This is a genomic window from Pararhizobium arenae (assembly GCF_001931685.1).
Classification (GTDB): Bacteria; Pseudomonadota; Alphaproteobacteria; order Rhizobiales; family Rhizobiaceae; genus Pararhizobium; species Pararhizobium arenae.
This window is the reverse complement of record NZ_MOOY01000005.1, coordinates 288027-313452: the sequence shown is the minus strand read 5'-3', so window position 1 is coordinate 313452 and position 25426 is coordinate 288027. Positions and strand designations below refer to the sequence as shown.

Here is a 25426-nt window from a genome sequence, read left to right as displayed (position 1 = left end):
GGTCAGCCGGTCACAAGCGTTGCTGCCGCTGCACCGACGATGCCAGTCGTGAAGTCAGCCTTGTTGGCAATCTGGTTCCAGCTTCCGAGACCGGCCGGCGTAATCTTGCCCGTCGAGGACTGGCGCCCGTAGGACACGCTGCAAGCGCCAAACTTAAAGGTGACATTTTCCTCCGGTGCCGGGTCCCCGAAACTCCATTCGACCTTTTCGACCGCCAACTGGTTGAAGGTCCAGCAAAGATAAAGGTTTTGCTGGGCGGTGGCGAAATTGCCCCCTGCCTTGAACAGCTTGAGGGTGACACCGTGAAAATGGGCCCCCGAGCCGCAGGCAATCAGCAGATTGGCCGAGGCGGTATCAACCTGCTTCTTGATCGTGAAAACCTCGAACTCGGCTTTACCAGCGCCGGCACCGCTGGTGTGTTGGGTAATATTGAGCTTGTTTTCCAGCGAAAAGCTCCACTCGTCGGTCAGCGGTATTCCATCCTTGACGATCTCGGATTCCCCCTTGACGGTAAGGCCCGTCAGCGATGGCAGGTTGAAGTTCAGTACGGCATCAAACGCCATGTCATTTCTCCATTGGTGACGTTACGGCTGATCAGTTTGCGCGCATCGACGGCAATTTCGACACGAGACGCAGCGAAACGGTCAGACCTTCCAGCTGGTAGTGCGGCCGCAGGTAAAAGCGGGCGTTGTAGTATCCTGGATTGTCGGGAACCTCTTCGACGGTTACTTCGGCAGCACCGAGCGGCATGCGTGCGCGGTCTTCTTCCGTTGCGGTGGAAATCGACGGATGGACGTATTGATTGATCCAGCGATTGAGCCAGAGTTCGACCTCTGCCCGCTCCTTGAACGTGCCGATCTTGTCCCTGACGATGCATTTCAGGAAATGGGCAAAGCGGCAGGTGGCAAAGATGTAAGGCAAGCGGGCGCTGAGCTCGGCATTAGCTGTAGCATCCGCATCCTCATAAACCGCCGGCTTGTTCAGGGTCTGCGCACCCATGAACACTGCCATGTCGGTGTTCTTGCGATGAAGCAGAGGCAACATGCCGTTCTTCGACAGCTCGGCCTCCCGGCGGTCACTGATCGCGATCTCCGTCGGGCATTTGAGATCGACCCCGCCATCGTCGCTCGGGAAAGTATGCGCCGGCAGGTTCTCGACCAGTCCTCCCGCCTCCACACCGCGGATGCGCGCCAACCAGCCGTAAAGCTTGAATGAGCGGGCGATGTTGACGCCCATCGCATAAGCGGCATTGCACCACAGATAGTTGTCAGCGGTTCCTGCCTCGACGGTCTCCTCGAAGTCGAAATCGTCCACCGGGTCCGTCTTGGCGCCATACGGAAGACGGCCAAGCGTACGTGGCATGGTCAGCGAAATGTAGCGCGCGTCCTCGCTTTCGCGGAGCGAACGCCACGCAGCGTATTCGGGCGTCTGAAATATCTTGGTGATGTCGCGCGGATTGGCGAGTTCCTGCCAAGATTCCATGCGCAGCAGATAGGGGGCAGCCGCGGCTATGAAAGGTGCGTGGGCAGCCGAGGCGATGCGTCCCAGCGAACTAAGGATTTCGATGTCCGGCGGGCTGTGATCGAAGTAGTAGTCGCCGATCAAGCAGCCGTAGGGTTCTCCGCCGATCTGCCCATATTCTTCCTCATAAATCTTCTTGAAGAATGGGCTCTGGTCCCAGGCGATACCCTTGTACTTGCGCAGTTCGCGGCCGAGTTCCTTCTTGGAGATCGCCAGCGCGCGAATCTTTAGAGTCTCGTCGGTTTCAGTGTTAAAGACTAGATGATGCAGTCCGCGCCAGGCTGATTCCAGGGCCTGGAAATCCTCGTGGTGGATGATCTTGTTGATCTGCTCCGTCAGCTTGCGGTCGATCGACGCGATAATGCTCTGTATGGTCGAGACGACGTCATCTTCCACGAGGTAGGTGGTTTCTAGAGCCTGCTCGGCCAGCGTTTTCACCGCCTGATCAATGACATTTCGTGCCTGATCCGACCGGGGACGGAACTCCCGCTGCAACAGGCTTGCGAAATCGTCCGCCTCCAGGGCGGGCATCGCGGCCTGTTGCGTCTTTTGAGCAGCGTTCTGTGCTGATGATTTCGTTGCCATCACTTGGCCTCCTCGGAAGAAGGCGTCTCGTCAGCCCTTTTTGGGCTCTCGGCGCAGGCGTCGGGATTTACCTTGTTGCCTAGAGCTTCCAGAAGGCTGCGATCGGACAACAGACGCGCGACAAGTTCCTCCGCTCCGGCCTTGCCGTCCATGTACGTCAGCAGATTGGCAAGCTGCACGCGGGCTTCGAGCAGTTGGGCGAGGCTCGGTACCTTGCGGGCGACGGCAGCGGGAGAAAAGCTCTCCATGCTCTCAAAGGTAATGTCCACCGGCAGCTGCCCCACGCCCGTCAGAGTGTTGTCGACGCGAAACGCTGCACGCGGCTGGAGCGATTTCAGGCGCGTATCAAAATTATCGACGTCGATTTCCAACATCTTTCGTTCGCTAAGGGCGGGCTGTTCTTGCAGGCTGTTGCCCGCGAGATCGGCCATCACGCCGATGACAAACGGAAGCTGCACCTTCTTGTCCGAACCGTAGAGCTCGACGTCGTATTCGATCTGAACCCGGGGTGCCCGGTTTCTAGCGATGAACTTTTGGCTGCTTGCCTTGGCCATGAATGTGTCCTGTCTCTTCAACTAAAGGGATTTGTCGTCTTCCGCCGGCAAGCCTGCCAGCGCACGGAACTCCGCGGCACCGTTCGGCGCCAGTTCAAGCAGCAACGCCATGAAATCCTTCGCGACGACACGCTTAACCCGCTCCAGAAGAACAGGGACGGGACTTGAGGGCTCGTTGGCGCGGTACCAGCGGCAAATACGGTCAAGCGCAGCGATCACGTCGTTGCGATCCCTGATGTCGACCGTGCCTGCGACAGTCGGCGCGGCTTCCGAAATATTTTCGGGCAAGTCGTGCACCGGCAGATGATCGGCCACGAGCTTGCGCATCTGGCCAAGCGTATCCAGAAGCGGTTGGAAATTCGGTGCCAGGGTGGCCTCCACCTTTCCGCGAACGGCATCGCCGATGCGGGAAACAGCGACGGTCGCGCCGGCAAGCTCGCTGCTTGCCGCTAGGAGAGTGCTTTCCGGCGTATCCTTGAAGGCATCCCCGATGTTGCCGATATCCGGCCCCCCGCCCCCCGCCAGGCCCGCCGCCGCGGCCTGAGCAGCCGCCCAGTCGGCCAGTGAAAAATGTCCGAAAGATCGCGACTTGCTAAGCGGCATCGACCGCAGTTCGCGCAGAAGACCGTCGGCGTCGCACAGGTTGGCGAGCGCATTCATACGAATGATCTCATCGTCCGGGCTGTCGGAATCAGGTCGCGGATGCAGCCCGCTCCAAAAGTCCTCGACATAGATCGAAAGACCATCGACGGCGAGACGAAAGCCGCCCACCCCTCTTAGCGCAAGGGCGGAACGAGCGGCGAGCACAGCGACGCGCAGATCTTTGGATTTGGCGCTCAGGTCCTCCGCCAGCCGATCCACCACCGTCCAATCGGGCGGCTCTGGGGCTACGACTGAGCCGCCGAGTTCATGCCCCGGCTTGCCCTTAGCTGCAATTTCCAGTTCGAGAAAGCTCAGATCGTAGTCAAGCGCCTCGCCGCAGGGATTCTCCACGGCGATCGGCTTGGAATAAATCTCTAGCTGCAAGGCGGTCATTCGGGTCACCGTCAAATCGCTTCATAAGCGTCATTGATTGTCTTCAGGGTAGTCGACACGCAGCGCCCTGCGAAAATGCAGCTTTGATATGCCGCCATACGCCCGGAGATTAGAGAGGCAGAAGCAAGGCCCGCTGTCGCAGGATTTTCGTATCGAACCACCTTTGTGCCGATGCCGAAACGATAGCCGGCGGAGCGCCTTGTAAATGGCGATCACTCCTGAGCGGCCCGCCCTGGCACCAGGGCCGCTCACGCGGCCACTCCATCGCATCGGCCAACTCGCAGCGCTTTGCACTGCGCGCGGTGCATGGGGCAAGATTGGTTCTAAGGTACGCTTCGCACCCTTTTGCAAGAATCGCTCTAGCTCACACGGAAAAGTCGCGATACCGAGCCGTGAGAGTTTCTCGGCTTTTCGGCAAGGTGTGAAATGCCTTCTTGGTACGCCCCATTTCCGGCGCATGGAGCGGCGGGAGCCGCCATCCATTCCAGGCGGATAACCGCCGGCTCTCGGCCATCCACCCTCGTCACCGCCATGCGCTTCGCACATGCCGCCATATGAAATAGAGTGCCCGCAGCGGCCCGAGACACCCGTACTGTCTCTTCCCGATACGTCCGTGTCAGCAACCATATCCAAGGACGAGGGAAACAGTATGCCTCCTAAAGATCAAATTCAGCCAGCGAGTTCCGCAGCGGATAACACCGATCAGGACACCATCGCGCCGGGCGGCGACGCATCCGCGCCCGGCTCCGATTCGCTGGGTGCAGGCGACCCGACGGCGGACGTTACCGCACCGCCGTCCGCGCTCGGAGCCGGAGAACAGGCTGTGGCTCCTCCGCCTTCGACCGAAACGCAGACAGAAAGTTTGCAATCGGAACCGCCGCCCGCCGAAGACCTACCGCAGGGGCCGGCAGACGACACAGCGGCACTCGCCGTCCCCGATCCGGCAGCAACTGCCGACGTAGAGGGAGGAGATGTCGCGATGGCTTCCCCTGCTCACAGCCGTGATTTTTCATCACTCTCCAACGAAAGCTTTGTGACAGCGGACACGACCCTCAGCGGCGAAGATACGGAAGGCGCTGCGCAAGGCACGCCGGCAGAGCCCAATCGGCGCGAAACTCCCTTGGCCGCCGCCGCCGCGCCGCTCGATCCGCATGCCACGCCATCCCTCGCAGACAACGCACTGGAGGAGCCGGCGACAGATAGTGTCGCGCCGGGCGCCGCTTCGGCGCCCGTTCCCAAACCTGCCAACCAACAGGGCGGGCAAGCTTCTCCTTCCGGAGCGCCTCCTGTCGCGGCGCAGATTGCCGCCGGCGACGTACAGACGCAAATTCCGTCCAGCTCCGCTGAAAGCGATCCCGTGTTGCCGGCATCGATCGCGCAATTCCCTCGTGCCGCCGATGATCAGGAGCCGGAAAGCTCGATTTATGGCCCCGCCCAAAGCGAAGACGTGAAGGCCGGCAAACGCAGAGTTCCCATCACGAATGACGATCTCAGGGCCCAGCATAGGGAAAGAGCTGAGACGCAGCAAAAGAACCTGGAACTGCTGCAACGGAACGCCGAGGAGCTAGAGGAAATCAAACGCCGAAAGATCGAAGGCCACGGATCCAAAAGCAAATATCTCGGGGACGGGGAACGAGAACAGCAATTGCGGGAACAGAACGATTTGTTAATCGGCGCCCAGAACGCATTCGACAAATTCGAACTGAACAATCCGGCAAGCCCGGAGAGTACACACGGCACGGAGGTTTTGCCCGAAGACACCGCCAATCTCGACAATGAAACGCCGATACGCCCCCGCTTCATGGCAGGCGACCAGCGCGGCTGGCTGGCGCATGTCACGCGCTTGAATATCGATCCTCTGAGCCCGTCACAGTTTGAGGCCGCGAAGGAACATGCCGATAAGACCATCCAAATGCTGCTTTCGAGCGAGCCGATCGATGAAAATGCGATCGTCAGATTTTATAGGGCGACATCGCTCTACGGCGACATGACGGGATCCAAGAAGTTCCTCGATATACTGCGCAGTCTACCCGCGGATGGGTTGACGGCCTCTCCGACCGTTCTCGAAGCCTTGGGAGCAGAAATCGCTACGATGAGACGGCTGATAAATCCCCCATCGTCATCGATGGATAGCGAAAGCGAGGCGGCCAAGCTGATACGCAGCAAGGGCCTCGCGGCGATTACGCGGCTGGAGTCGAGTGTCGCGCATCTGGCGGTGGACAGCACCTCCGCCTCGCGCGCATGGACGCTGGCGCTGAGCGCATCCTGTACGGCGCTGCCCTTCCTTGCTGGCGCCTACCACGATCCGAAATCCTATTTCTATATGTCTCAGGCAGCCGGCGCCTATGCGAGAACCGCGACCATCGGTATTGGCCTGATGCAGACCACTTCGACCGACAAGCGCACCGTGATGGAATACACCGTTTACCGGCAGGTCCTTTGGTGCCTTCCGTTCGTCCTATACTTTGCCACCACGTTCGGGCCGAAATTCGATCCGAGTTTTAAGGATAAGGCAAAGGAAACCACCAAAAATATCCCGTTTGTAGCAATGATGGGTTTCACATCCTTCCTAGGCTATCTCGGAATGCTTCACGCGCAGAAAATCAACTTCCTCAGGAAAAAATGGGGTCTGACCATCGACGCGGCGGAGAAACTCTATGCCCGTGGCGAGATGGAAATATCCGAACTTTCCGGCCTGGTCGCCAATGTCGATGAGGAGATCCTGTCGCACCTCAAGCAGATCGAAGGGTACACCGACATTATATCCAAGGCCTCCGACGACTATCAGAAGGAGGATTCCATCGCCTACGGTCTGGCAACCCAGCTCAAGAACTACAGGGCCGATGTCGAAAGCCTGAAGACCCACCTGTCACTGGTCTGTGAACCTGTGAAGACGTATCTCGAAGAAAAACAGGAAGAGGGGAATTCCAAGGCCTTGGTTGCGACTGTCATGATCGCCGCCACCATCGGAATAGCCGCCGTGCAAGGCATCGCTGCCAAAACCGACATTTTATATCTCACGGATATGATGCCGTGGCAGGCGATCGTCCTGGGCACTCTGGTGAAATCCGGCTATGTCGATACGTTTTCCAACATGGACGACTTTCTCCGGGAATGGGCGAACCTTTGCGTCGGCAGCTTGTTTTCCCTTCCGCCGGCGATCGCCAATCTGGTCGCGCAGGAAGTCACCGGCAAAAGTCTTTTCGATTTGTCGCTCAATACGGCCGATAGCCCGTTCAAACCCTTCGGAACAAATGTCGCCTTCAGCGCCTTCACCGTCTATTCCGTCGTCGTGAATTTGCTGTTTTCCACGAAGGCCGGCCCCTACATCGCGTTGAAGCTTATCGCCGCGCTGACCCAATCCAAGAAGGCACTGGACGGAATATTTCCTCCGGAGGCAAGGGCCGCCTTCGTTGAGCACTTGAAAGGACATCTGTCCGCGCTGCTCGAGAAATTGCGCCGGGCATTCCCCGATGTCGAGGCCGCAGGCAGAGACCTGGAAACGCTTGAGGAGGGGACCATGCGTCTGGAAGCCGACGGGGGCGATAGCGCACGGATCGTGGAACTGTCCGAGGACGAGGCTGAAATCCTGCAGGCCGCTTTGGCCGACCAGGTCGCACCCGGAGAAGAAGAAAGCGCTCCGGCCGCTGCCGAGGTGGACACTGCAGGCCGGACAGAGGAGGAAATCCGGAAAATATTGCAGGAGGACGGCGCCTATGGCAATGACGCGAGACAAGCATACGTAGCCGCCAATCCCGAGAGGCCCGGAGGAGGCGATACCTACGAAATGGATGATTTAGGAAAGGCCAACTCGACCCCGGGGAAACAGCGCTAATACAGATGACGCCTTCAAGCCATTGCGCAATAGAGTGCTCCCCGTTTCACCGGATAAGCTGGCTAGATTGATTAGCCAACTGCCGAGGGGAAGCCATCTTGAGCGCGGGATGTGGATGGGATTTCGTAGTTGTCCTCGATCCATCCGTCGATGCGCCGGAGCGCTGTTTCGGCGTCCGGTAGTGCCGAGATGCTGATGTATTCCCACTTCAGGGTTTTGACGAAGGCTTCCGACATGCCGTTCGACTGCGGGCTGGCTACGGGGGTGAAGCAGGGCGTTAGATTGAGCGCCTGGGCAAACAGCCTCGTGTCCCTCGCGGTATAGGCTGAGCCGTTGCCGGAGAGATGCTCGATTGCGTGTGGGGCTCGGGTGGCTGCGAACCGCTTCTCAAGCGCCTCCAGCATCATGTCGCGCACGTCAGAGCCGGAGATGCCCGCGTTGGCGACCGCCGTCCAGGCAATGATCTCGCGGTCGAAGGCGTCGATGATGAAGGCGAGACCAATGACCTCGCCGTTCCAGCAGGTGAACTCCAGCCCATCGGAGCACCAGCGCAGGTTCGAGCGCGTGACCATGACCTCGCCGTCGTGGATGCGGCCCTTGCGAACGGCCGTATGCTTGTCCAGCAACATTGCGTGGTTGCCCATGATGCGATAACCGCTTGGCGTTGACGACAGGCTTATCGGCGGCTCGCATTTCGCGATTGTCCGCCGCCTGCGGCGGACGTCGCCCGTCAGCAATTCAACGTGTCGATACTCGTTAGACATAAGCCTGTCCTCAGCCTGTGCTTGAGCCTTTCTGCTTGTGCCGACTATTCGGTCGAATGAGGGGCAGTTCAAACACATACTGAGGTCGTTTAGTCCTGTCCTGTCGACCTCTAAGCTGACAGGGAGGCATCCATGCGCGGGGGAAGCTGGGGCTTCGTCACAACCCTTATCCAATTGATTTTCTGATCTTGCGCAGTGAAGTTAAAATCTGTTCCCTGTTGCAGCTTTACCAGCATCGTCCTCAGGTATTCCATTCTGCCCTCAACCACCACCGAATCTGGATCATTAGACGAAGTCCTCCAAACGCTCCAGATTGCTTCAAGTATTTGCCATACTGGCAAACATTTCTGCAAATCGCCCGCCAACATGATTGTTTTGATTTCAGAAACCGCTAGGCCGCCACCGCCCTCATCCTCCGCACCACGACCGGAGTTATTGTGTTTTAGATTCTCTTTTGCCGTGTCAATTCGGTCAATCTCATGTGCACAATTTGCAAGCATGGATTTGAAGAGGTCTTCCTTCGACTGCTGTGGCGTCGCATCAAGGAAATTGTCCAACAGGTCAAACATCTTCAGGGTTGATGCAGCAACTGCGGATCGTTGGTGAAAAGCTGGTCTTTTTGAGGTGAATTGATTAGCGTCGGCCTCTCCCAAAACCCGCTTAGCAATGCGAGGCCACGCATCCTCGCGCTCCCAAACCGTCATCGCGCTGGCCCAACCTTCGCTGAAAATCTTGCGCCGTTCATCTTGCGATCGCCGAGGTCGATCATCATCTGGATCTGGATCGTTGCCAGAAAAAGCATTACTTATAACAGTTTTATATAAATCAATCTCGTTTTTTAACAATTCGTCCCGTTTAATGAGGTTTATTTTAGCCTTTTCCTCAATATCCATGAGTATAAAGTGGACAATATCACGTATATCACCAGCAGCGCCTTCAAGACCTAGGGTCGCTATGCGATCTAAAAGCTTAAGATCATCAATAGCGACATTTAGAAAAACGTTATCTACATCCCGCTCAACCGGGGGCTCCTCGCCCGAGAGAATTGCCTTGACACCGTCCGAACTAGGTAAAGGTACTCGGGCAGAAATTGCCGTGAGCATCTCCATTTTCGCATTTAAAGTCTCCGCGCCGTCGCGAAGTTTACCTACGTGCTTCAAGTATACCTGTAAGTTTCCACTCTCGACGATCGTATTCTCAGTTTTCCCGCTCGAAAATAACGGCGACTCTTTTTTGAATGGCAGGTCACGCATTGCTGCTTCGAATCTCATCAACTCGACTTCATGTTGGAGACTTAGCTCGCTGCTGGCTTCTTCATCATATTCCGACAAAGGCCCCGCACACGCGGCCCTCCAGCGCTTGAGACTTTCTAAAATCATCTCATCGGTGAGTGTTCCGGCTGCCTCTACGTTCGCTTCCGCACGGGCCATGCTTCGCGCGATGACTTCGCCCACCGCTTTTTTGCGTTCACTGCTCCCCACCAGTCTTGAAAACCAGGACGATACACCTGGGATCGACACGATTGATCGATCTGTCGCAACCGCCTCGTAAGCCATTTCGACGTATTTCACATTGGCATTCAAATCTGTGTTAGTGAATCTGCCGTTGGCGCGCACTGCGAGGGTGGCCTTATTTCCCTGGTGCGATCGCTTGAGTTGCTCGAGATTTGCCGGCGAAAAGTCGGCGGTGAGGAGACGCTCGCTGACGACGCTTTTACTCAGCCACGCGTCGGATAGTTCAGCATAAAGCTCGGCCTCTTTCCGTTGCCTCTCCGTCTCCAGCTTTCGAAGGTTGAAGGCATTCATGTGTTCAAAAACAGCCCGAGGCGGCACCGCGGCAAAGCTGTCAGCATGGTCAGCATATCCTGAATCGTACGCACGCTTTACAGCGTCAACGAGACGCGTCGCTTCGGAAACGTACTTTTGAACAAAGCCGATCTCTCCGTTTTCCATCGAAGCGAAGTCGTCGACCACCTCCCCGATTGCAGTCCGTTTCTCTGTGTACGCTTCATGTTTTTGCTTTTCAGAGAGGACGAGCTTATCCCACCTTTCAAGGTAGGATTTGTCTTTCGCGCTAATTGCTTCGGCGAATAGTGCAAGTGCTTGCTCAACACTCTGATTAGAGCTCCCTGAGCCTGGCTCTCCTGAAAGAGCGCCCATAATCATGACGCATTCTCCAATTTTTTGATCTAAAGCGGATAGGTAGGTCTCAGCATATTGTACCGCCATTTGGCGATCCATTTTTTGATCGGTATATTCCTCTATCGCGTGCGTGAGCCCTCCGCGCACGATGTCGAGCAAAGAGTCCCGAAGGTCCTGATTGAAGTTCACGCATGTTTCAATTTGTAGAAAAACGTCGTCTGCCGCTCTCCTGGCCTGAGCAATTGCCCTTTTGTTAGGCTTTGTCCCTGTGACGTACTGGGCGGCGATATTGGATAGTAGGTCAATATCGATTGACATAAATGCGGCGCTACTAATTGACGAGACGGTCATTCTTTCATCCTGCTGATTGGGCTCGACATGCGAGCCTACGGTGGGCTTACAGTCGGCGCGCATTCCATGTGCAGCATCCTCCGCCGTCCTAATCTTCTTCAAAAATGTAATTTTGATATGCCATTATTCAGCCGCGGGAAATCATCGTACGGAAGTACGATCAAAGCAGCTTGCCTCGGATAACTTCAGCCATAGCTAATACAGCGCTGGGTCGAAAAGAGTTTTGATCTGAGGAGAGCTTGGCCAATGTCGGGTCTTCTGAAGCCGACGTCTTTGCGTAAAACCCTGTAAGGATAGGCGGTCGACGCCAAGATTTAGAACCGGTTGACGTTTAGAAGTAAGTTTATCCAGCGGCTGAAACGAGGCCACTCTAATAGGATCAGCCGGGTTTGCGCCACTGATGCAGTCGATTGACGTTGCGAGAAGCTAAAGAAGCGCAATGGGATGTCTGGGGTGACGAGTCTGAGCGAGAATTCAGCGAGCCGCACTGATCGCTACAATTTTGAAACCGTCTCTCTCCACAATAGCAGCGTCGACATACCTTGAAATTCAGTTTTCTTTCTCGAAGATTGTGATAGCACGCGCGCAATCTATTCCGTAATGCGGCCGCTAAAATACAGGATTATCAGTCTTCCGAGACGGTAGTCAGGTCGTTACGCGATAACGCTATATCCACATATCAAAGCAACATCATCATTTCTCGTTCTTGCAGCTATCCTCTGAAGGATAGGACGAAGGACGAACATGTACAACAGTGAGCAAGATGATAGGCCAAAGGATAGTTCCCAGGGCGAGCAGCAGGCAGAATGGTATGCTTCGGCAACCAATATTCCTCGAGAAAACCTTTCCCCTCACCTATCTAAGGACAGAGGCGACCATGGAAGCCCGGCTCGACGCGAGTCCCTCCCGCAGGCTTCAACGTTGCCGAAAACGCCGGAAAGGCTCTGTGCCGAAATCCCAAGCGTGAGCCTATCGCCAAACCTTGGGAATGCAGTGACCTCCCCTTTGACAGTTGGTCCAAATATTGCCCCTTTTGAATTTGCCGAGGCAAACGCTGGCGCCGATACCGACCTTGAAGCGCAGAACTATCTCTCAGATGACGTTTCAGGTGCAATTGGAAGGTTTCTGCATGAAGTGTTTTCAAATTCGAACAATGGCAACGTTGCTGGTTGGGTCTGCAACGCTATTAACGCCGCCTTGCGCGACGGCACGATAACGACGCTGACAACGACGGTCCGGGAAGTGATTGGCTACGCCGCATCAAGACACCTCGATCGAGTTGATCGGCGGTCACAAGTTATTGCGTCGTCCATTATCCTTGGCGGAATCGGTCTGTTGACCGTCGGCGCGATGGTGCGCCAGGAGCGAACAGGCAAAGCCAACGCGCTTACCCGGTCTATCCGCGGCCTAACGATTGGGGCGCTTGGCGGCATTTCAGTTGCGGCATGGCACAAAGAAGTGTTCGCTTCGAGCGCGCCCCAGCTTGTAAAGGTTGTCGTGTACGCTGCCACGCGTGACAGCTTGAACCTTTTCCTCAAGCTTCTAACCAACCGCTCCGACGCGCGGCCCACGAATGTAAAAGCAGCCAGCTTCAACATGATTGCTTACACTTGCAATCAGATGATTGTGAACTGGTTACAAAGTTTTGACGATGTGTTTTCCGGAACCAGTACCGGGGCCTCAAAAGTCGGAATAGAAGGGGCCATTCGACCAATTATGAAATTCTCGGCGGCCAATGGCTTAGGCGAGTTTCTCGACGCAATCGTTTACTCCGGGCTCATCTCGTTTTTCGATCCCGCCGAAAACCAGCACACTGATCCCATGGGGGAAAGCTCACGCGCTGGGGTTGCTGGTCTCAGTGAGCTACGGCTCTCAAACAGTTTCGGTCTCCCCACATGGAGCGCCGTGGAGACAAAGGTCTTTGACACTATGATCCCGCGCGCTGCAATCTTCAGTATCCTCTTCGTTCTTATCAACGTATGCCTTAAGACTGGGGAGCAAGAGTTTGAGAAGTTGTCCGAGGGAGAAAGGGATGCCCTCGTGAGCGCTATCGGCGCGCTATCGATAGGATTGTTGCTCCCACTCTTTCTGCTTCCCGCAGCAGAAGTTAAGCGCAACAATTGAAAAGGGAAGATGGAATCCGAGGGAAAGAACGGAATGGCAATTCCAAAAGTTGGCGTCGGGGACTCATTTGCTTGGGGCTTCTATGTATCGCGCACTCATATCATACTTCGGAAAAGTCGAGAGTCCATCCCTGGCAAACCTCGCGTGGCGTCTAAATGGCAATCGTAGTTAGACCTTGCGTCGGGATTTTGCTCTTGATAGGAATCGAACCGTCGGTGCGCACGTCCCTTCACACACGCAGCGCATCGATGACGGCGCGCAGGCCGGCCGACAGGTATTTCCGCGTCGGGTAATAGAGATAGAGCCAGTCCTCGGGGGCACTCCAGGATGCCAGGCATTCGATCAGGCTGCCATTCTGGACATAGGAACGCGCGCGATCTTCCCAGACATAAGCCAGCCCCACCCCCGACAGTGCTGCCTCAACCATCAGTTCATGGTCATCGAGCGACAGAGAGCCGGTTGGCTCGAACTCGATGATCTTGCCAGCGCGACTGAACTCCCAAGGGTAGGGTTTGCCGCTTGGATAGATATTGCGGATGCAGACATGATGACGCAAATCATCCGGGGTTTTGGGAAGCGGATGATGCTCAAAATAGCTTGTTGAGCCCACGACGGCAAACCGCAGTCGTGGCTTGATCTTCACAGCCGTCATGCCATCGCGCAGGCTTTCACCGAGACGAATGCCAGCATCGAACCCCTCCTCCACAATGTCGACAAGCCGGTCGGTGGCGACGATTTCCAGCTGGAGACCGGGATTTTTCGCAATCAACGAACCAATGACCGATCGAAACACGAACGGTGCCACCGAATTGGGTACGTTGATGCGCACCTTGCCGAACGGCGTGTCGCGAAACTGGTTGAGGGCATCCAGCGCCGAGCCGATTTCCCCGAAGGCGGGCGACAGTTGCGCAAGCAACATCGCGCCGGCATCGGTCAGGGCCACGCTGCGGGTCGTCCGGTTGAGCAGACGAATGCCGACGCGCGCCTCGAGATTGCCCACCGCATGGCTGATCGCCGAGGCGGTCACCCCGCGCTCTTCGCCGGCCCGGCGAAAGTTGCGGTGACGGGCAACCGCATCGAAGGCCGCCAGTTCCGAGAGATCCGTGCTGCGCATTGTCAAATCTCACTCATCATTGAGAGGAAGATTATCTCTCTAATTCTTATCGTCGAAAAGGTCCAGATTTCTCCTTGCAAACCGGCGCTTGTGCCGGACCACACAGGAGACAAGACAATGGCCGACTTCATTCCTCCCGCCCACAACACGGCATCGCCCTTCGCCGACATGCGCGGTCATCACGTCGCAGTCCGCACGCCGGACCTCGAAACCGCCAAGCGCTGGTATGTCGAGAAGCTCGACTTTCGTATCGTCGCCGAATGGGACTATGCCGACGAGCAACTCGCCTATCTCGCACCCGCCACCGACGACCATTTCTATGTGGAAATCCTGGGTGGCGGCGATCCGTCGCCGAAAGATGTCCGCCCCTATACCGATCTCGGCGATAGCCTCAAATATGCCGGCTACCACCATTTCTGCCTGAATGTCGCAAGCGTCGATGCGACCGTCGATGAGCTGCGGACACGCGGCGTCACCATCGTCACCGAACCGTTCGAGCTTTTGGCAATCAGCCGCCGCCTCGCCTTTTTCTGCGATCCCTTCGGCAATCTGATCGAACTGGCAGAAGTCCTGCCGTGACCTTTTCACCCGGCTGGCCGTCACGGCATCGCGGTGGCCAGCACATCAGGAGAACATCCCATGACGAACTCCATCATGATTATCGGCGCCGGCCCCGGCATCGGGCAGGCCGTCGCGGAGAAATTCGGGCGGGAAGGCTGGCATGTCGTGCTCACCGCGCGCAATGCCGATCGTCTCACCGGTCTGTCCAGAACCCTTTCCGGGCAAGGTCTCCACGTCTCGACTTTGCAAGCCGATGCGACCGACCCGATCGCACTGCGTAAGGCGGTCGCCGAGGCTCACCGGATCACCGCCGGGCTGACGGCGGTCCTTTTCAATGCCGCGGTCGTGCGTGAACAGGATCTGTTCAGCATGCGCGACGATGAGGTCACGGACGACCTCGCCACCAATGTCGCTGCAGGCCTTCACACGATCCGGGCATCCGTTGAGCTGTTCGGTGCCCGCGGCGGTACGATCCTGGTTACAGGTGGCGGCCTCGCCGTGTCCCCCCATGCCGGCTATGCCAGTCTCGGCCTTGGCAAGGCGGCCCTTAGAAATGTCGTCGAAGGTTTGGCCGGCCCTCTCGCCGAACGCGGCATCCGCATCGCGGTGGCGACAATCGCCACGCTCGTCGGCCCCGGATCGACAGAGGCGAAAGAGGCAGCCGACACGATCTGGACGCTGGCCACGGACCCGGCCGCAGGCTGGGAAGCCGTTTACCCCGCAGACGCCTTCAAGGGAGACTGACATGACCGAAACATTGACCTTGATTGCCAGGCTGACGGCCAAACCGGACTGTGCCGCGACGCTTGGCGAAGCGTTGCAGGCGCTCGTCTCACCGACCCGCGCAGAGGCAGGATTGATCGACTATCACCTGCACCGCGACAGCAGCGATCCCAGCGTCTGGATTCTCTATGAGAATTGGCGATCGCGCGCCGATCTCGATGCGCATTTTGAGCAGCCCTACACCAAAGCCGTCATGGCGCGCTTTCCGGACCTGCTGGCCCGGGACATGGAACTGACATTCTGCACCATGACATCGCCGCGTCCCTGAGGCCTGGCCCGACACTTTCCTCTTCAACTCGACATCAAGGAAACATCCTCATGAAAATCTGGTTCATCACCGGCGCCTCGCGTGGCTTTGGCGCCCTCGTCACCACACGGGCTCTTGCACAGGGTGACGCCGTCGTCGCCACCGCCCGTAATCCAAAGGCGATCTCCGAGCGGTTCGGCGAACACCCCAACCTGCTTCCGGTCGCTCTCGACGTGACCGACTACAAACAGGCGACCACAGCGGTGAAAGCCGCGATCGATCGCTTCGGTCGCATCGATATCCTGCTCAACAATGCCGGCTATGGATTGATGGGCGCAGTCGAGGAGGCGACGGTATCCGAAATCGAGGCCGTCTATCGCACCAATGTCTTCGGCCTCCTCAATGTAACCCGCGCCGTCCTGCCCTTCATGCGCCGGGCCCGTTCCGGCCGCATCCTGAATATCTCGTCGATCGGCGGCTATCGCGGCGCAGCAGGTTTCGGGGTCTACTCCTCGACCAAATTCGCCGTCGAAGGGCTGAGCGAAGCCCTGCATGACGAACTGGCGCCGCTTGGCATCCATGTCACCGTCATCGAACCGGGTTATTTCCGCACGGATTTTCTCGACAGTTCGTCCTTGTCGGTGAGCGGCAATATCATCGGCGACTACGAAGCGACCGCCGGCAAGGTGAGAACCATAGCCGCCGGCCTCAGCCATAACCAGCCCGGCGATCCTCAAAAGCTCGCGGAGGTGCTGACCGCCTTCGCTGACGCCCCCAATCCGCCGGTTCGCCTGCCGCTCGGGAGCGACACGGTTGCCGCGATCGAGAAAAAGCACGCGCATGACGCTGCCATCCTCTCCGAATGGCGCACCGTCTCGGCGTCGACCGACTTCGCGAGTGCGTAAGCCATAAGCCTGAAGGCGGAGTAGACTCCGCTTTCGGGCGCTACCAGTTCCGGCCGCATGAGGTCAGGCTGCGTTCCGTCCCAGCGCTTGGGTGAGGTTTGCGATATCCTTCAGGGGTGGGCGCCCGAACAGCCTGGCATATTCCCGGCTGAACTGGTTGGCGCTCTCATAGCCGATATGGAAGGCGATCGAGGTTGCGTTGCCCTCTCCTGCCAGCAGCATCGAACGGGCATGAAGCAGCCGCACCCGCTTCTGATACTGGATCGGGCTCAGCGCGGTGACTGCCTTGAAATGGCGATGGAACGCCGACACGCTCAACGCCGCCATGCCAGCGAGGTCATCGACCCTGAGCGGGCTGGAGAAATTCTCCCTGATCCAACGGATGGCGACGCCGATACGCGACAGCGCCGTTTCCGGCAGCGCGATGTCACGCAGCATCCATCCCAGCGGCCCCTGCAACACGCGAAACAGGATCTCCCGCTCGTAGGCGGGCGCCAACGCCGCAATCTCGTCGGGGCGCTGCATCAGTCTCAGCATGCGGAGCCAGGCATCCACCAGGTCGTCGGTAACAGGCGCAACTGAGAAGCCACTTTCACGGAGCGTCCCCCCGGCAGGACTGCGAAGATCCGCGATCAGGTTGGCGACCACGTGTGGGTCAAGCGTCAGGCTGACGGCCAAGTAAGGCCGGCCATCTGAGTCCGGATGGACCGAGCCGACGGCCGGCAGATCCACCGACATGACGAAATAGGTCGCCGGATCGTAGTGAAAGCTCCGCTCGCCAACCGTCATTGTCTTCGACCCGGAGAGAATCAGGTTGACCATCGGCTCATAGACGGTCGCCAGCTGGTGTTCCGGGATACGCCCCTGGACCATCGCGACACGCGGGATACCCGTATCGGTGCGGCGATCCGGCACAAGGATGCTATCTATGACGGAGAGCATGATGCCATCATAAATGAGGCCCTATTCCATCAGGTGCAGACGATCCTGACGGCGCAGGCACCGAATCGTCGCTCCGCCACCAATAGCCGCGAGCGGCATATCCTCGGTGGTCTGCTTCATGACGACAAGGGACAGAGTTTCCTGCTCGCTCATGCCCAGAACCATGGGCGGCGCTATCGCTATTATCTCTCTCGCCCGAATGAAGCGGCGAGCGATAACAGCCGGTGGCGGCTCTCGGCGGTAACCATCGAGCCGGTCGTTGAACAACAGCTTCATGACCTGCTCGCCAATAAGACCCAGCTGTCACGCTGGCTGGATGAGCATCACGGTTCTAAAGCGACTGCAGACATCCTTGCGACTGCAGCGGCCCTCAGCGAAAGATATCGGCAGCTCGACGATCCGATCGACAAGTATCAGGTTCTTCACCGTGTGTTTCGCAGGATCACCGTCAAGCATGACCAGATCGTCTTTGAGATCGCCCCTCGCAATTTGCTGGCCATGCTTTCGGGCGAGAGTTTGCATCCGGAGAAAGAAAGCAGCCCGGATATCGTCGACCTGACCCTCGCGATCGAACTGAAACGGTGCGGGGTGGAAAGCAGGATCGTGCTGCAGGAAGCCGTCGCACCCGCGGCAAACAAAGACCCGATGCTGATCGCAATGCTCGCTCGCGCTCACATGTACCTTGAAGCCCTCACGGATGGATCCAATGCCAGCCATGCCGATGTCGCATTACGCTTCAACGCCCACGGCCCAGACATCAGCCGCATCCTGCCGATGGCCTTCCTTTCGCCCAAGATCACAGAAGCTATTCTTACCGGACAGCAGCCGGTTGATCTGACGATCGCCAAGCTCACCCGCATGCTGGAATTGCCAATGACATGGAGCGAGCAACACACAGAGTTGCTGGGATAAGTGAGCTAGCTTTCGAGCGCAATGATCGGCCCGTCAGCCAACCCGCTGACGGGCCGATATCGTTCCCACACGTATCGCTCGGACGCGCCCAAATCAATCAAGCCGCCAGTCAAGCGAACCTGTCTCAGGAAAACGGCAGCTAAATCTCCAAAAATTTTAGCTGCGATAAAGGTGCGGCTGAGACGCGGTAGAAAAATGAGGTGAAAATCGGGGGCTTTGCGTGAAAATCACACGAAAACGCAAGCAACGATACGAGATAAGCATGTGAATTATTACGATAAATTCAAGAAAATTTCACTGAGACTGTTTTCGGAGAAATTTTTGGTAGCGGGAGAGGGACTCGAACCCCCGACACGCGGATTATGATTCCGCTGCTCTAACCACCTGAGCTACCCCGCCATCCAACACGGAAGCGCTTTGAGCGCCCGCCGTCGTCATCAGACGGGCGGCTTATAAGGTGCCGTTCATGCCGGTGTCAAGCGAGCCGCTTCAAATAATTGCAGTTTTGAAACGGCCGGTGGACAAGCCCCGGCACAATGGCCGCTGACGCCGGTCAGGCGGCGGCGGGGCAGCTCAGAAGCTCGCGCAGCGCCGCTTCTGCCGACGCTTCGCGCTCCGAACGCAGGATGAAACCGCCGCCGTATACGCGCGCGTCTTCACCGATGCCCGAATAAAGCGCGCAGGCCTGCCCAGGCGCAACGCCCGCCTCGCCCTCTTCGAGCTCGACATAGATGCCGCTCTCGCCCGCATGAAGCATGGCCGGCGCGGGCTGGCGCGTCGACCGCACCTTTGCAAAGCAGGCAAAACCGCCCCGGGCGATATCCTCGATTTCGCCGTCACCAAGCCAGTTGATATCGCGCAGATAAAGGCGGCGGGTTTCCAGCGCCTCCTTCGGCCCGACGATCACGCGGCGCGAGCGGGCGTCGAGATGAACGACATAGAGCGGCTCGCCGGTGGCGACGCCGATGCCGCGCCGCTGGCCGATCGTATAATGCAGGATGCCGTCATGCGTGCCGAGCACGCGGCCGTCGAGATGCACGATATCCCCGGCCAGCGCCGCGTTCGGCTTCAGCTTCGAGACAATATCGGAATATTTGCCCTGCGGCACGAAACAGATGTCCTGGCTGTCGGCCTTCTTGGCGACGACAAGTCCCATATCTTCGGCAAGCGCGCGGGTTTGCGCCTTGGTGAGGTGCCCGAGCGGAAAACGCAGGTAGTCGATCTGCTCCTGCGTGGTGGCAAAGAGAAAGTAGCTCTGGTCGCGATCCGCATCGGCCGGGCGATAAAGCGCGCGTCGATTAGGCGCGCCGGGCTGCGGGTTTCGCCGGGAGCGGATATAATGCCCCGTCGCCAGCGCGTCGGCACCCAGATCGCGCGCCGTCGCCAGCAGATCGGCGAACTTGACCGTCTGGTTGCAGGCAACGCAGGGGATGGGCGTTTCGCCGGCGACATAACTTTCGGCGAAAGGATTGATCACGGTCTCGCGAAACCGCTGTTCGTAATCCAGCACGTAATGCGGAATGCCGAGGACCTCGCAGACGCGGCGCGCATCATCGATATCCTGGCCGGCGCAGCAGGACCCGGCACGGTGAACGGCAGCGCCATGGTCATAGAGCTGGAGCGTAATGCCAAGGACATCATAGCCCTCGCGCTTCAGGATACCGGCCACAACGGAGCTGTCGACACCGCCCGACATGGCGACGACGACGCGCGTATCTTCTGGCTTGCGATCAAAGTCGAGACTGTTCAAGGCAATCGATCCGGCATTTAAGGTTTGAAGGGCCCTGCGGCTTGCGATGCCGGCACTCTACCCTGATTAAGGCCAACGGCAAAATGCGAAAGGCGCCGAAGCGCCCCGTTCCCGCATTCGCGCCCTGAAGCCTTGGCGTGCCGGTCATATAGAAAGTCTTGCCGCGCGAGACAAGGGCAGCAGCGGCCGACCCGGCAAACGGACCGTCTCAGATCAGCTTGAGCCGCATGGCGCGGGCGATCGCCTGCATGCGGTTGACGGCATCGAGCTTGCGGGTGGCCGTCTTGAAGTAGCTGCTGACCGTGTAGGCGGAGATACCGAGGATGATGGCGATCTCGTCGCTGCTCTTTCCAGCCGCCGCCCAGCGCAGGCACTCGATCTCGCGGGCCGACAGCTTGTCGCGGGCGGACGAGCCAGCCTCGAACGTGCGCTCCAGACATTCGAAAAGCTTCACGAGCGCCATGAAGATATTGGCGGTTTCGCTTTCGTCGGGGGCCGCGCGCGTGCCGGAAAGCGTCGCGATATAGGATTCGCCATAGGTGGTATGGAGATGCACCGCAAAGGTGTTGTCCATGCCTTCCCAGGCAAGTTCGGCTCTGTCGCCGCCTTCGGCCTGCATCAATGCGTCGGTCGCCGAAAACATGGGAAGCTTCGTCTGGCGCAGGCGATCGACCAGCGGGCTCAGCCCGAAACAGCCGGCCAGATCGTAACGACGCACGAGATCGGAAGGCCAGTTGCTCAAAACCAGCCGCTCGGCAAAACGCTGATGCTCGCCGATCGGAAACCGTACGATCATGAAATTGTTGAACCCGAACTGCGCCGCGCACTGGCGCATCAGATGCAGCACTTCGTATTCGGTCTGTACGGAACCGCTCATGCCTGAAAGCAAATCAGCATAAGCGTCGTTGTGCAAGGCCACCTGCTCCGGGTCCCTCATCGTCGTTCACCAATTCCTCGGCGCGCAGCCGTTTCAAATAACATTGGCTCCGGACAGCAAAGGCGAACAAACCTCCAAACAGAAATTTGCCAGGACAGCGGGCAGCTGCTGGATCAAATCGAAATAAACTGGAGAAATATGTGCTTCGCGAGCCTCAGGAGCATTTAAATAATGCTTCATGCTCAATTTCTCGGCGGATATAGCTAAAATTTTAACCAGACTAAACAACGGAATTTGCATGGCTCCCATGCGAGAACCCTGGAGCTCGGCAATCTCCAGGGTTGTCGGGACACGGAAACGGCCGGCAATGCGAAGCCTGCGGATGGACCACGATGTCACGCAGACGAACCCGTGCTCATTTCCACTACTCTCACGCGCTTCGCCTTGATCATTAAAATTATGAGTGAATTGTTACTGCCCGCTTAGGCAAATGTTAAATGTGGCGAGGTAAGTTGCGGGAATATGGTCTTGAGTATGTGTAGAGAGTCCAATGACCGAAATGATACGACCCCGCGTGAAATATGTCATCGGCCCCGATGGCAGCCCTCTGACAATTGCCGATCTGCCGCCCGCCAATACCCGGCGCTGGGTCATCCGCCGCAAGGCAGAGGTCGTCGCCGCCGTGCGCGGTGGCCTGCTCAGCCTCGAAGAGGCCTGCGAGCGCTATACCCTGACCGTTGAAGAATTCCTCTCCTGGCAGTCCTCGATCAACGACCATGGCCTTGCAGGACTGCGCACCACCCGCATCCAGCAGTACCGCCATTAATCGCAGCCAGGCTCTGTGACGGAGCTTTGCTGATCGCTCAGGACGGCACCTGACGTGCCGACAATCAACAGACCATATTTTCTCGGGCGGCTTCCAGGTGGAGGCCGCCCGAAACCGTTTTAAGTCCTCTTTCAATTGGCATCAGGAGCATGCCATTGTTGGCGGCAATCGCAGGAGGACAGAGCAGCAGATGGATATCAAGGACGAAGAAATCGGCTCTCACGGCCGATACCATGCCACCATTGACGGCCATACCGGCGAGATGACCTATTCACGGTCGTCACCTGGCCTGATCATCATCGATCATACGGGGGTTCCGGATGCGCTGCGCGGCAAGGGCGTGGGACAGGCGCTTGCCCTTCATGCGGTCGAAGCCGCCCGCAGAGGCGGCTGGAAGATCATCCCGCTCTGCCCCTTCATGCGCGCACAGGCGCAACGCCACCCCGAATGGCAGGATGTGATCCAGGCTTAGACACCTGCGCACCCGTCCGCAGAGACAGGAAACGCAAAAGACCCATCCTACCCGTCCCCCTTTGGACGGTAAGATGGGTCTTTTGTTTGTGGCGGCATGGCGAAGCCCGCCGCCCCTACTTTCCTGAGCCTATGCCGCAATCAGCGGACACCGGCAAGGTGTCAGGCGCGCAGTCGCTGGCCGCTGTCACGCTCTTCAAGTGCCGCTGCCTTGGCAAACTCGGCCTTGACCTCTTCGAGCGCGAGTTCCGCCGCATCCTGCTGGACTTTCAGCTCGCGTACCGACACCTGCAAATTATCGGCACGCTGGCGAGCGGCCTTTGCAAAGGTCGGATAGGCGAAATGGGCGGGATCGGTGATCCCCGACTTCTTTTCCTCGAAGTTGATCTGGCTTTCCAATTCCTTGGTCATCCGATCAAATTCAGCCATCATCATCTGAAGCTGGTTCAATTGACGCTGCTTTTCCTTCACCTGAAATTCCTTCAGGCGCACAAGGCTTTCACGTGACTTCATACGCAATACTCCGCGGATAACGAGACCCCGGTCACAAGATTTTGGTCCGATCGGGCGACCGGACCGGGCCGAAAACAAAAAAATGCCAGCGATCTTAACAAATACCTACCGCTGGTAACCTTTCGTTTACGGGCATCATTAATCATAGGGATGATCATTTAAGGGTCGGTAAACGCCAATTCGCAGATTCTGGGATTGGCAGAGATTGAGTCACCGGAGTCAGTTAGGCGTCGTTCTTAATGTTGTACATTAGAATGCCGTATAGCGAATTCTAAGGAAAAACAGGGGCCTGCGAAAAATATTTAACAAATTCGGTGCTCTTGCCAGAGTGAATCAGAATTTGTTAACCATTTGCTGGCAGCCTCCAAATCAGGCAACGACTGGATCCGTATCGCGTCAGGAGGCCTCAAAACTTACCTTTCGGCGGCGGAAAAGGGGACAATTATGCGGGTTCTACTCATTGAAGACGACAGCGCGACAGCGCAGAGCATCGAACTGATGCTCAAGTCGGAAAGTTTTAACGTTTACACCACCGATCTCGGTGAAGAGGGCGTCGATCTCGGCAAACTCTATGACTACGACATCATCCTGCTCGACCTGAACCTGCCGGATATGTCCGGTTACGAGGTTCTGCGCACGCTGCGCCTGTCCAAGGTCAAGACGCCCATCCTCATCCTCTCCGGCATGGCCGGCATCGAGGACAAGGTTCGCGGCCTCGGCTTCGGCGCCGACGACTATATGACCAAGCCGTTCCACAAGGATGAGCTGGTCGCGCGTATCCACGCCATCGTCCGCCGCTCCAAGGGCCATGCCCAGTCGGTCATCTCGACCGGCGAACTGATCGTCAACCTCGACGCCAAGACCGTCGAAGTCGGCGGCCAGCGCGTCCACCTGACGGGCAAGGAATACCAGATGCTCGAGCTGCTCTCCCTTCGCAAGGGCACGACGCTCACCAAGGAAATGTTCCTCAACCACCTTTATGGCGGCATGGACGAGCCCGAACTGAAGATCATCGACGTCTTCATCTGCAAGCTGCGCAAGAAGCTGGCGAACGCCGCCGGCGGCGCAAACTACATCGAAACGGTCTGGGGCCGCGGCTATGTGCTGCGCGAGCCGGACGGCGATTTCGCAGAAAGCGCCTGATCGGCAACCAGGAAACGATTACGATCGCTCCCCGCATGGCGGTCGTTTTCCGTTGACAGGGATTTTATGAAAAGCCTGCCGTTTCGGCGGGCTTTTTGCCGTTTTCCGTCGAGAAGGCACCACGCAAAAACTCGGCATCAAAAAAGGCGCGTATCCCAGCGGAACATGCGCCTTTCAACGAGATTGGTCGCGTCTCAGGCCGCGATCGACAGGCTTGCGAAAACGTTGGTCAGGATCTTGCGATCGAACGGTTTCAAAAGGAAATCATCGGCGCCGGCCCGCTTGCCGGCCATCATCTTCTTCAGGTCAGCTTCAACGACGCAGTAGTAGATGCGCACGGACTTGCCTTCCGGCAGGCGGCGGATATTGCCGATCAGATCGAGGGCGCCATCGAGCGCCGCATCGACAATGATGATGTTCGGCAGTTCCGTCTGGCAGCGCGCAAGGGCTTCAAGACCGTTTGCGGCTTCCGAAACAAGAAAACCCATCCCGGAGAGAATACGCTTTCCGACTTTTCTTACGACGTCGGAATCGTCGGCGATCATCAAGCGCTGCATCGTCTGCTCCACAACTCCAGTTTGTTCTGGCGGGATATTTCTCCCGTAAACAACTGTAACTGGCGTTGGCAAACAATCAGTTACCACGGGAATAAAAATGCCGCCGATCAGGCTTCCGTTGAAATCGTCTTCGCAGAGAAAACGATCTCCTCAGGGGTCGAATTGATTTCGATTTCCATGCCCGCCTCTTCGGCGAGAAGGACAGTGTAATAGGGCTGGATCGTGTGGGCGTCGACGGCTTCTTCCATCGTCCCGGCCAGAAGCTCGACCAGCTTCGGCGGCACGCGCATCATCTTGCCCTTGGCGATCAGCTTGAAGACCGCGTCATATTCCGGGTTTTCAAGAATGACATTGACAGAACCGCCGCGCGGGATCGCGCCATAGGCGATCAGGAAGAGATTGAGCAGCAGCTTGACACGGTTCTTCGGAATGATGACGCGCGGGCCGGTCCAGGTGACTTCCGTCTTCTTTTCAACGGATGCGAAATCGCGGGCCGCCTTTTCGGCCTCGCCCGTATCGATCGAAGCACCGACAGAGCCGGAGGCACCGAAGGCCAGACGGGCGAACTTCAAGCGGACGGACGCGTTCAAGGCGCTGGTGCGGATAAGGTCCATCGCGTCCGCGTCAGCACCGCCCTCATCCAGAAGTTCCAGACCGTTGTTGATCGCGCCGACCGGCGAAATGATATCGTGGCATACACGGCTGCACAGAAGCGCCGCCAGGTCGGGACCGGTCAGGGTCAGGTTCTTTACCATCGTCTTTTCCTCAAAGGCTTCGTTCGGCTGCCTAGCTACGGCATCGCATTGCGCCGTTCCCCGAATCTCTAGTCGAGGAACATTGCGCGGGCATAGCGTTCGCGTGAAGTTTATCGAAGTTCATAATGACACCACATTTGGTAAACCGATTGTTAAGATG

General features: G+C 57.7%; 23 protein-coding genes, 1 tRNA gene and 1 pseudogene. 10 read left to right on the top strand and 15 right to left on the bottom strand.

The genetic code is table 11. The annotated features are described in order from the left end of the window. Window positions 1-2: 2 nt before the first annotated feature. From BLX89_RS13230 to BLX89_RS13215, 4 genes are read right to left on the bottom strand one after another with little or no spacing between them, the layout of a single operon-like run. Complete coding sequence (locus BLX89_RS13230; RefSeq protein WP_075291366.1) at window positions 3-563, bottom strand: type VI secretion system tube protein Hcp; 561 nt, start codon at window positions 561-563, stop codon at window positions 3-5. 31 nt (window positions 564-594) lie between these two features. Next, window positions 595-2052: a type VI secretion system contractile sheath large subunit gene (gene tssC / locus BLX89_RS13225; protein ID WP_075291546.1), complete on the bottom strand. Its 1458-nt coding sequence runs from the start codon at window positions 2050-2052 to the stop codon at window positions 595-597. Between the two features lie 53 nt (window positions 2053-2105). Continuing rightward, on the bottom strand, window positions 2106-2660 hold the full coding sequence (tssB, locus tag BLX89_RS13220; RefSeq protein WP_075291365.1) for a type VI secretion system contractile sheath small subunit: 555 nt from the start codon (window positions 2658-2660) through the stop codon (window positions 2106-2108). A gap of 21 nt (window positions 2661-2681) precedes the next feature. Continuing rightward, the gene (locus BLX89_RS13215; protein WP_075291364.1) at window positions 2682-3695 is read right to left on the bottom strand and encodes a type VI secretion system protein TssA; all 1014 of its coding nucleotides are present in this window, start codon (window positions 3693-3695) and stop codon (window positions 2682-2684) included. Window positions 3696-4344: 649 nt separating this feature from the next. On the opposite strand from BLX89_RS13215, the gene BLX89_RS13210 reads away from it, so the two are divergent. Next, the gene (locus tag BLX89_RS13210) at window positions 4345-7530 is read left to right on the top strand and encodes a hypothetical protein (protein ID WP_075291363.1); all 3186 of its coding nucleotides are present in this window, start codon (window positions 4345-4347) and stop codon (window positions 7528-7530) included. Window positions 7531-7576: 46 nt separating this feature from the next. Here the strand turns inward: BLX89_RS13210 and BLX89_RS13205 are convergent. Both BLX89_RS13205 and BLX89_RS13200 read right to left on the bottom strand, forming a co-directional pair. After that, window positions 7577-8259: pseudogene (locus tag BLX89_RS13205) on the bottom strand (DDE-type integrase/transposase/recombinase); the annotation flags it as partial. A 145-nt stretch (window positions 8260-8404) separates the two neighbouring features. Beyond that, window positions 8405-10786, bottom strand: coding sequence for a hypothetical protein (locus tag BLX89_RS13200; protein ID WP_143523608.1), 2382 nt, complete (start codon window positions 10784-10786; stop codon window positions 8405-8407). A gap of 744 nt (window positions 10787-11530) precedes the next feature. Between BLX89_RS13200 and BLX89_RS13195 the strand changes: the two genes are divergently transcribed. Then, window positions 11531-12910, top strand: a complete 1380-nt coding sequence (locus tag BLX89_RS13195; RefSeq protein ID WP_143523607.1) for a hypothetical protein — start codon at window positions 11531-11533, stop codon at window positions 12908-12910. A gap of 229 nt (window positions 12911-13139) precedes the next feature. Here the strand turns inward: BLX89_RS13195 and BLX89_RS13190 are convergent, their stop codons facing one another. After that, window positions 13140-14024, bottom strand: coding sequence for a LysR family transcriptional regulator (locus BLX89_RS13190; protein ID WP_075291360.1), 885 nt, complete (start codon window positions 14022-14024; stop codon window positions 13140-13142). A gap of 117 nt (window positions 14025-14141) precedes the next feature. Here BLX89_RS13190 and BLX89_RS13185 point away from each other — a divergent pair, with 117 nt between their 5' ends. Genes BLX89_RS13185 through BLX89_RS13170 form a run of 4 tightly spaced genes read left to right on the top strand, consistent with a single transcriptional unit; the run spans window position 14142 to window position 16520 of the window. Further along, window positions 14142-14603: a VOC family protein gene (locus BLX89_RS13185; protein WP_075291359.1), complete on the top strand. Its 462-nt coding sequence runs from the start codon at window positions 14142-14144 to the stop codon at window positions 14601-14603. Window positions 14604-14663: 60 nt separating this feature from the next. Further along, window positions 14664-15329 (top strand): SDR family NAD(P)-dependent oxidoreductase, encoded by a 666-nt coding sequence (locus BLX89_RS13180; protein ID WP_075291358.1) that lies wholly within the window; start codon window positions 14664-14666, stop codon window positions 15327-15329. Between the two features lies 1 nt (window position 15330). Beyond that, window positions 15331-15636, top strand: coding sequence for a putative quinol monooxygenase (locus BLX89_RS13175; RefSeq protein ID WP_075291357.1), 306 nt, complete (start codon window positions 15331-15333; stop codon window positions 15634-15636). Between the two features lie 50 nt (window positions 15637-15686). Beyond that, window positions 15687-16520, top strand: a complete 834-nt coding sequence (locus BLX89_RS13170) for an oxidoreductase (RefSeq protein ID WP_075291356.1) — start codon at window positions 15687-15689, stop codon at window positions 16518-16520. 63 nt (window positions 16521-16583) lie between these two features. Here the strand turns inward: BLX89_RS13170 and BLX89_RS13165 are convergent, their stop codons facing one another. Beyond that, window positions 16584-17462, bottom strand: coding sequence for an AraC family transcriptional regulator (locus BLX89_RS13165; RefSeq protein WP_075291355.1), 879 nt, complete (start codon window positions 17460-17462; stop codon window positions 16584-16586). A 33-nt stretch (window positions 17463-17495) separates the two neighbouring features. Between BLX89_RS13165 and BLX89_RS13160 the strand changes: the two genes are divergently transcribed. Next, window positions 17496-18374: a hypothetical protein gene (locus BLX89_RS13160; protein WP_075291354.1), complete on the top strand. Its 879-nt coding sequence runs from the start codon at window positions 17496-17498 to the stop codon at window positions 18372-18374. A 322-nt stretch (window positions 18375-18696) separates the two neighbouring features. Here BLX89_RS13160 and BLX89_RS13155 read toward each other — a convergent pair. From BLX89_RS13155 to BLX89_RS13140, 4 genes are all read right to left on the bottom strand, one after another. After that, a tRNA-Met gene (locus BLX89_RS13155) sits at window positions 18697-18773 on the bottom strand. Between the two features lie 154 nt (window positions 18774-18927). Further along, on the bottom strand, window positions 18928-20124 hold the full coding sequence (mnmA, locus tag BLX89_RS13150) for a tRNA 2-thiouridine(34) synthase MnmA (RefSeq protein WP_075291353.1): 1197 nt from the start codon (window positions 20122-20124) through the stop codon (window positions 18928-18930). Window positions 20125-20332: 208 nt separating this feature from the next. Then, a complete protein-coding gene (locus tag BLX89_RS13145; RefSeq protein WP_075291352.1) occupies window positions 20333-21061 on the bottom strand; it encodes a helix-turn-helix transcriptional regulator in 729 nt (242 codons plus the stop codon). Window positions 21062-21094: 33 nt separating this feature from the next. After that, window positions 21095-21310 (bottom strand): hypothetical protein, encoded by a 216-nt coding sequence (locus tag BLX89_RS13140; protein ID WP_075291351.1) that lies wholly within the window; start codon window positions 21308-21310, stop codon window positions 21095-21097. A gap of 241 nt (window positions 21311-21551) precedes the next feature. Here BLX89_RS13140 and sciP point away from each other — a divergent pair, with 241 nt between their 5' ends. Both sciP and BLX89_RS13130 read left to right on the top strand, forming a co-directional pair. Continuing rightward, window positions 21552-21827 carry a CtrA inhibitor SciP gene (sciP, locus tag BLX89_RS13135; protein ID WP_018327815.1) on the top strand — a complete coding sequence of 92 codons (276 nt, stop codon included), beginning with the start codon at window positions 21552-21554 and terminating at the stop codon, window positions 21825-21827. Between the two features lie 190 nt (window positions 21828-22017). Beyond that, the gene (locus BLX89_RS13130) at window positions 22018-22299 is read left to right on the top strand and encodes a GNAT family N-acetyltransferase (protein ID WP_075291350.1); all 282 of its coding nucleotides are present in this window, start codon (window positions 22018-22020) and stop codon (window positions 22297-22299) included. 161 nt (window positions 22300-22460) lie between these two features. Here BLX89_RS13130 and BLX89_RS13125 read toward each other — a convergent pair whose 3' ends face one another. Next, window positions 22461-22811, bottom strand: coding sequence for a flagellar export protein FliJ (locus tag BLX89_RS13125; RefSeq protein ID WP_075291349.1), 351 nt, complete (start codon window positions 22809-22811; stop codon window positions 22461-22463). Window positions 22812-23255: 444 nt separating this feature from the next. Between BLX89_RS13125 and ctrA the strand changes: the two genes are divergently transcribed. Continuing rightward, entirely contained in the window at window positions 23256-23954 is a 699-nt protein-coding gene (gene ctrA / locus BLX89_RS13120) for a response regulator transcription factor CtrA (protein ID WP_024270822.1), read from the top strand. 194 nt (window positions 23955-24148) lie between these two features. On the opposite strand, the gene BLX89_RS13115 is transcribed toward ctrA, so the two are convergent. Both BLX89_RS13115 and chpT read right to left on the bottom strand, forming a co-directional pair. Then, window positions 24149-24511: a response regulator gene (locus tag BLX89_RS13115; RefSeq protein WP_075291545.1), complete on the bottom strand. Its 363-nt coding sequence runs from the start codon at window positions 24509-24511 to the stop codon at window positions 24149-24151. A 107-nt stretch (window positions 24512-24618) separates the two neighbouring features. Next, window positions 24619-25266 (bottom strand): histidine phosphotransferase ChpT, encoded by a 648-nt coding sequence (gene chpT / locus BLX89_RS13110; RefSeq protein WP_075291348.1) that lies wholly within the window; start codon window positions 25264-25266, stop codon window positions 24619-24621. Window positions 25267-25426 lie beyond the last annotated feature (160 nt).

Bases quoted from the DNA above. Each gene is read 5' to 3' on its own strand.
- BLX89_RS13230 (WP_075291366.1), bottom strand. From the start codon at position 563: ATGGCGTTTGATGCCGTACTGAACTTCAACCTGCCATCGCTGACGGGC.
- tssC (WP_075291546.1), bottom strand. From the start codon at position 2,052: ATGCCCGCCCTGGAGGCGGACGATTTCGCAAGCCTGTTGCAGCGGGAG.
- tssB (WP_075291365.1), bottom strand. From the start codon at position 2,660: ATGGCCAAGGCAAGCAGCCAAAAGTTCATCGCTAGAAACCGGGCACCC.
- BLX89_RS13215 (WP_075291364.1), bottom strand. From the start codon at position 3,695: ATGACCGCCTTGCAGCTAGAGATTTATTCCAAGCCGATCGCCGTGGAG.
- BLX89_RS13210 (WP_075291363.1), top strand. From the start codon at position 4,345: ATGCCTCCTAAAGATCAAATTCAGCCAGCGAGTTCCGCAGCGGATAAC.
- BLX89_RS13200 (WP_143523608.1), bottom strand. From the start codon at position 10,786: ATGACCGTCTCGTCAATTAGTAGCGCCGCATTTATGTCAATCGATATT.
- BLX89_RS13195 (WP_143523607.1), top strand. From the start codon at position 11,531: ATGTACAACAGTGAGCAAGATGATAGGCCAAAGGATAGTTCCCAGGGC.
- BLX89_RS13190 (WP_075291360.1), bottom strand. From the start codon at position 14,024: ATGCGCAGCACGGATCTCTCGGAACTGGCGGCCTTCGATGCGGTTGCC.
- BLX89_RS13185 (WP_075291359.1), top strand. From the start codon at position 14,142: ATGGCCGACTTCATTCCTCCCGCCCACAACACGGCATCGCCCTTCGCC.
- BLX89_RS13180 (WP_075291358.1), top strand. From the start codon at position 14,664: ATGACGAACTCCATCATGATTATCGGCGCCGGCCCCGGCATCGGGCAG.
- BLX89_RS13175 (WP_075291357.1), top strand. From the start codon at position 15,331: ATGACCGAAACATTGACCTTGATTGCCAGGCTGACGGCCAAACCGGAC.
- BLX89_RS13170 (WP_075291356.1), top strand. From the start codon at position 15,687: ATGAAAATCTGGTTCATCACCGGCGCCTCGCGTGGCTTTGGCGCCCTC.
- BLX89_RS13165 (WP_075291355.1), bottom strand. From the start codon at position 17,462: ATGCTCTCCGTCATAGATAGCATCCTTGTGCCGGATCGCCGCACCGAT.
- BLX89_RS13145 (WP_075291352.1), bottom strand. From the start codon at position 21,061: ATGAGGGACCCGGAGCAGGTGGCCTTGCACAACGACGCTTATGCTGAT.
- BLX89_RS13140 (WP_075291351.1), bottom strand. From the start codon at position 21,310: ATGGGAGCCATGCAAATTCCGTTGTTTAGTCTGGTTAAAATTTTAGCT.
- sciP (WP_018327815.1), top strand. From the start codon at position 21,552: ATGACCGAAATGATACGACCCCGCGTGAAATATGTCATCGGCCCCGAT.
- BLX89_RS13130 (WP_075291350.1), top strand. From the start codon at position 22,018: ATGGATATCAAGGACGAAGAAATCGGCTCTCACGGCCGATACCATGCC.
- BLX89_RS13125 (WP_075291349.1), bottom strand. From the start codon at position 22,811: ATGAAGTCACGTGAAAGCCTTGTGCGCCTGAAGGAATTTCAGGTGAAG.
- ctrA (WP_024270822.1), top strand. From the start codon at position 23,256: ATGCGGGTTCTACTCATTGAAGACGACAGCGCGACAGCGCAGAGCATC.
- BLX89_RS13115 (WP_075291545.1), bottom strand. From the start codon at position 24,511: ATGCAGCGCTTGATGATCGCCGACGATTCCGACGTCGTAAGAAAAGTC.
- chpT (WP_075291348.1), bottom strand. From the start codon at position 25,266: ATGGTAAAGAACCTGACCCTGACCGGTCCCGACCTGGCGGCGCTTCTG.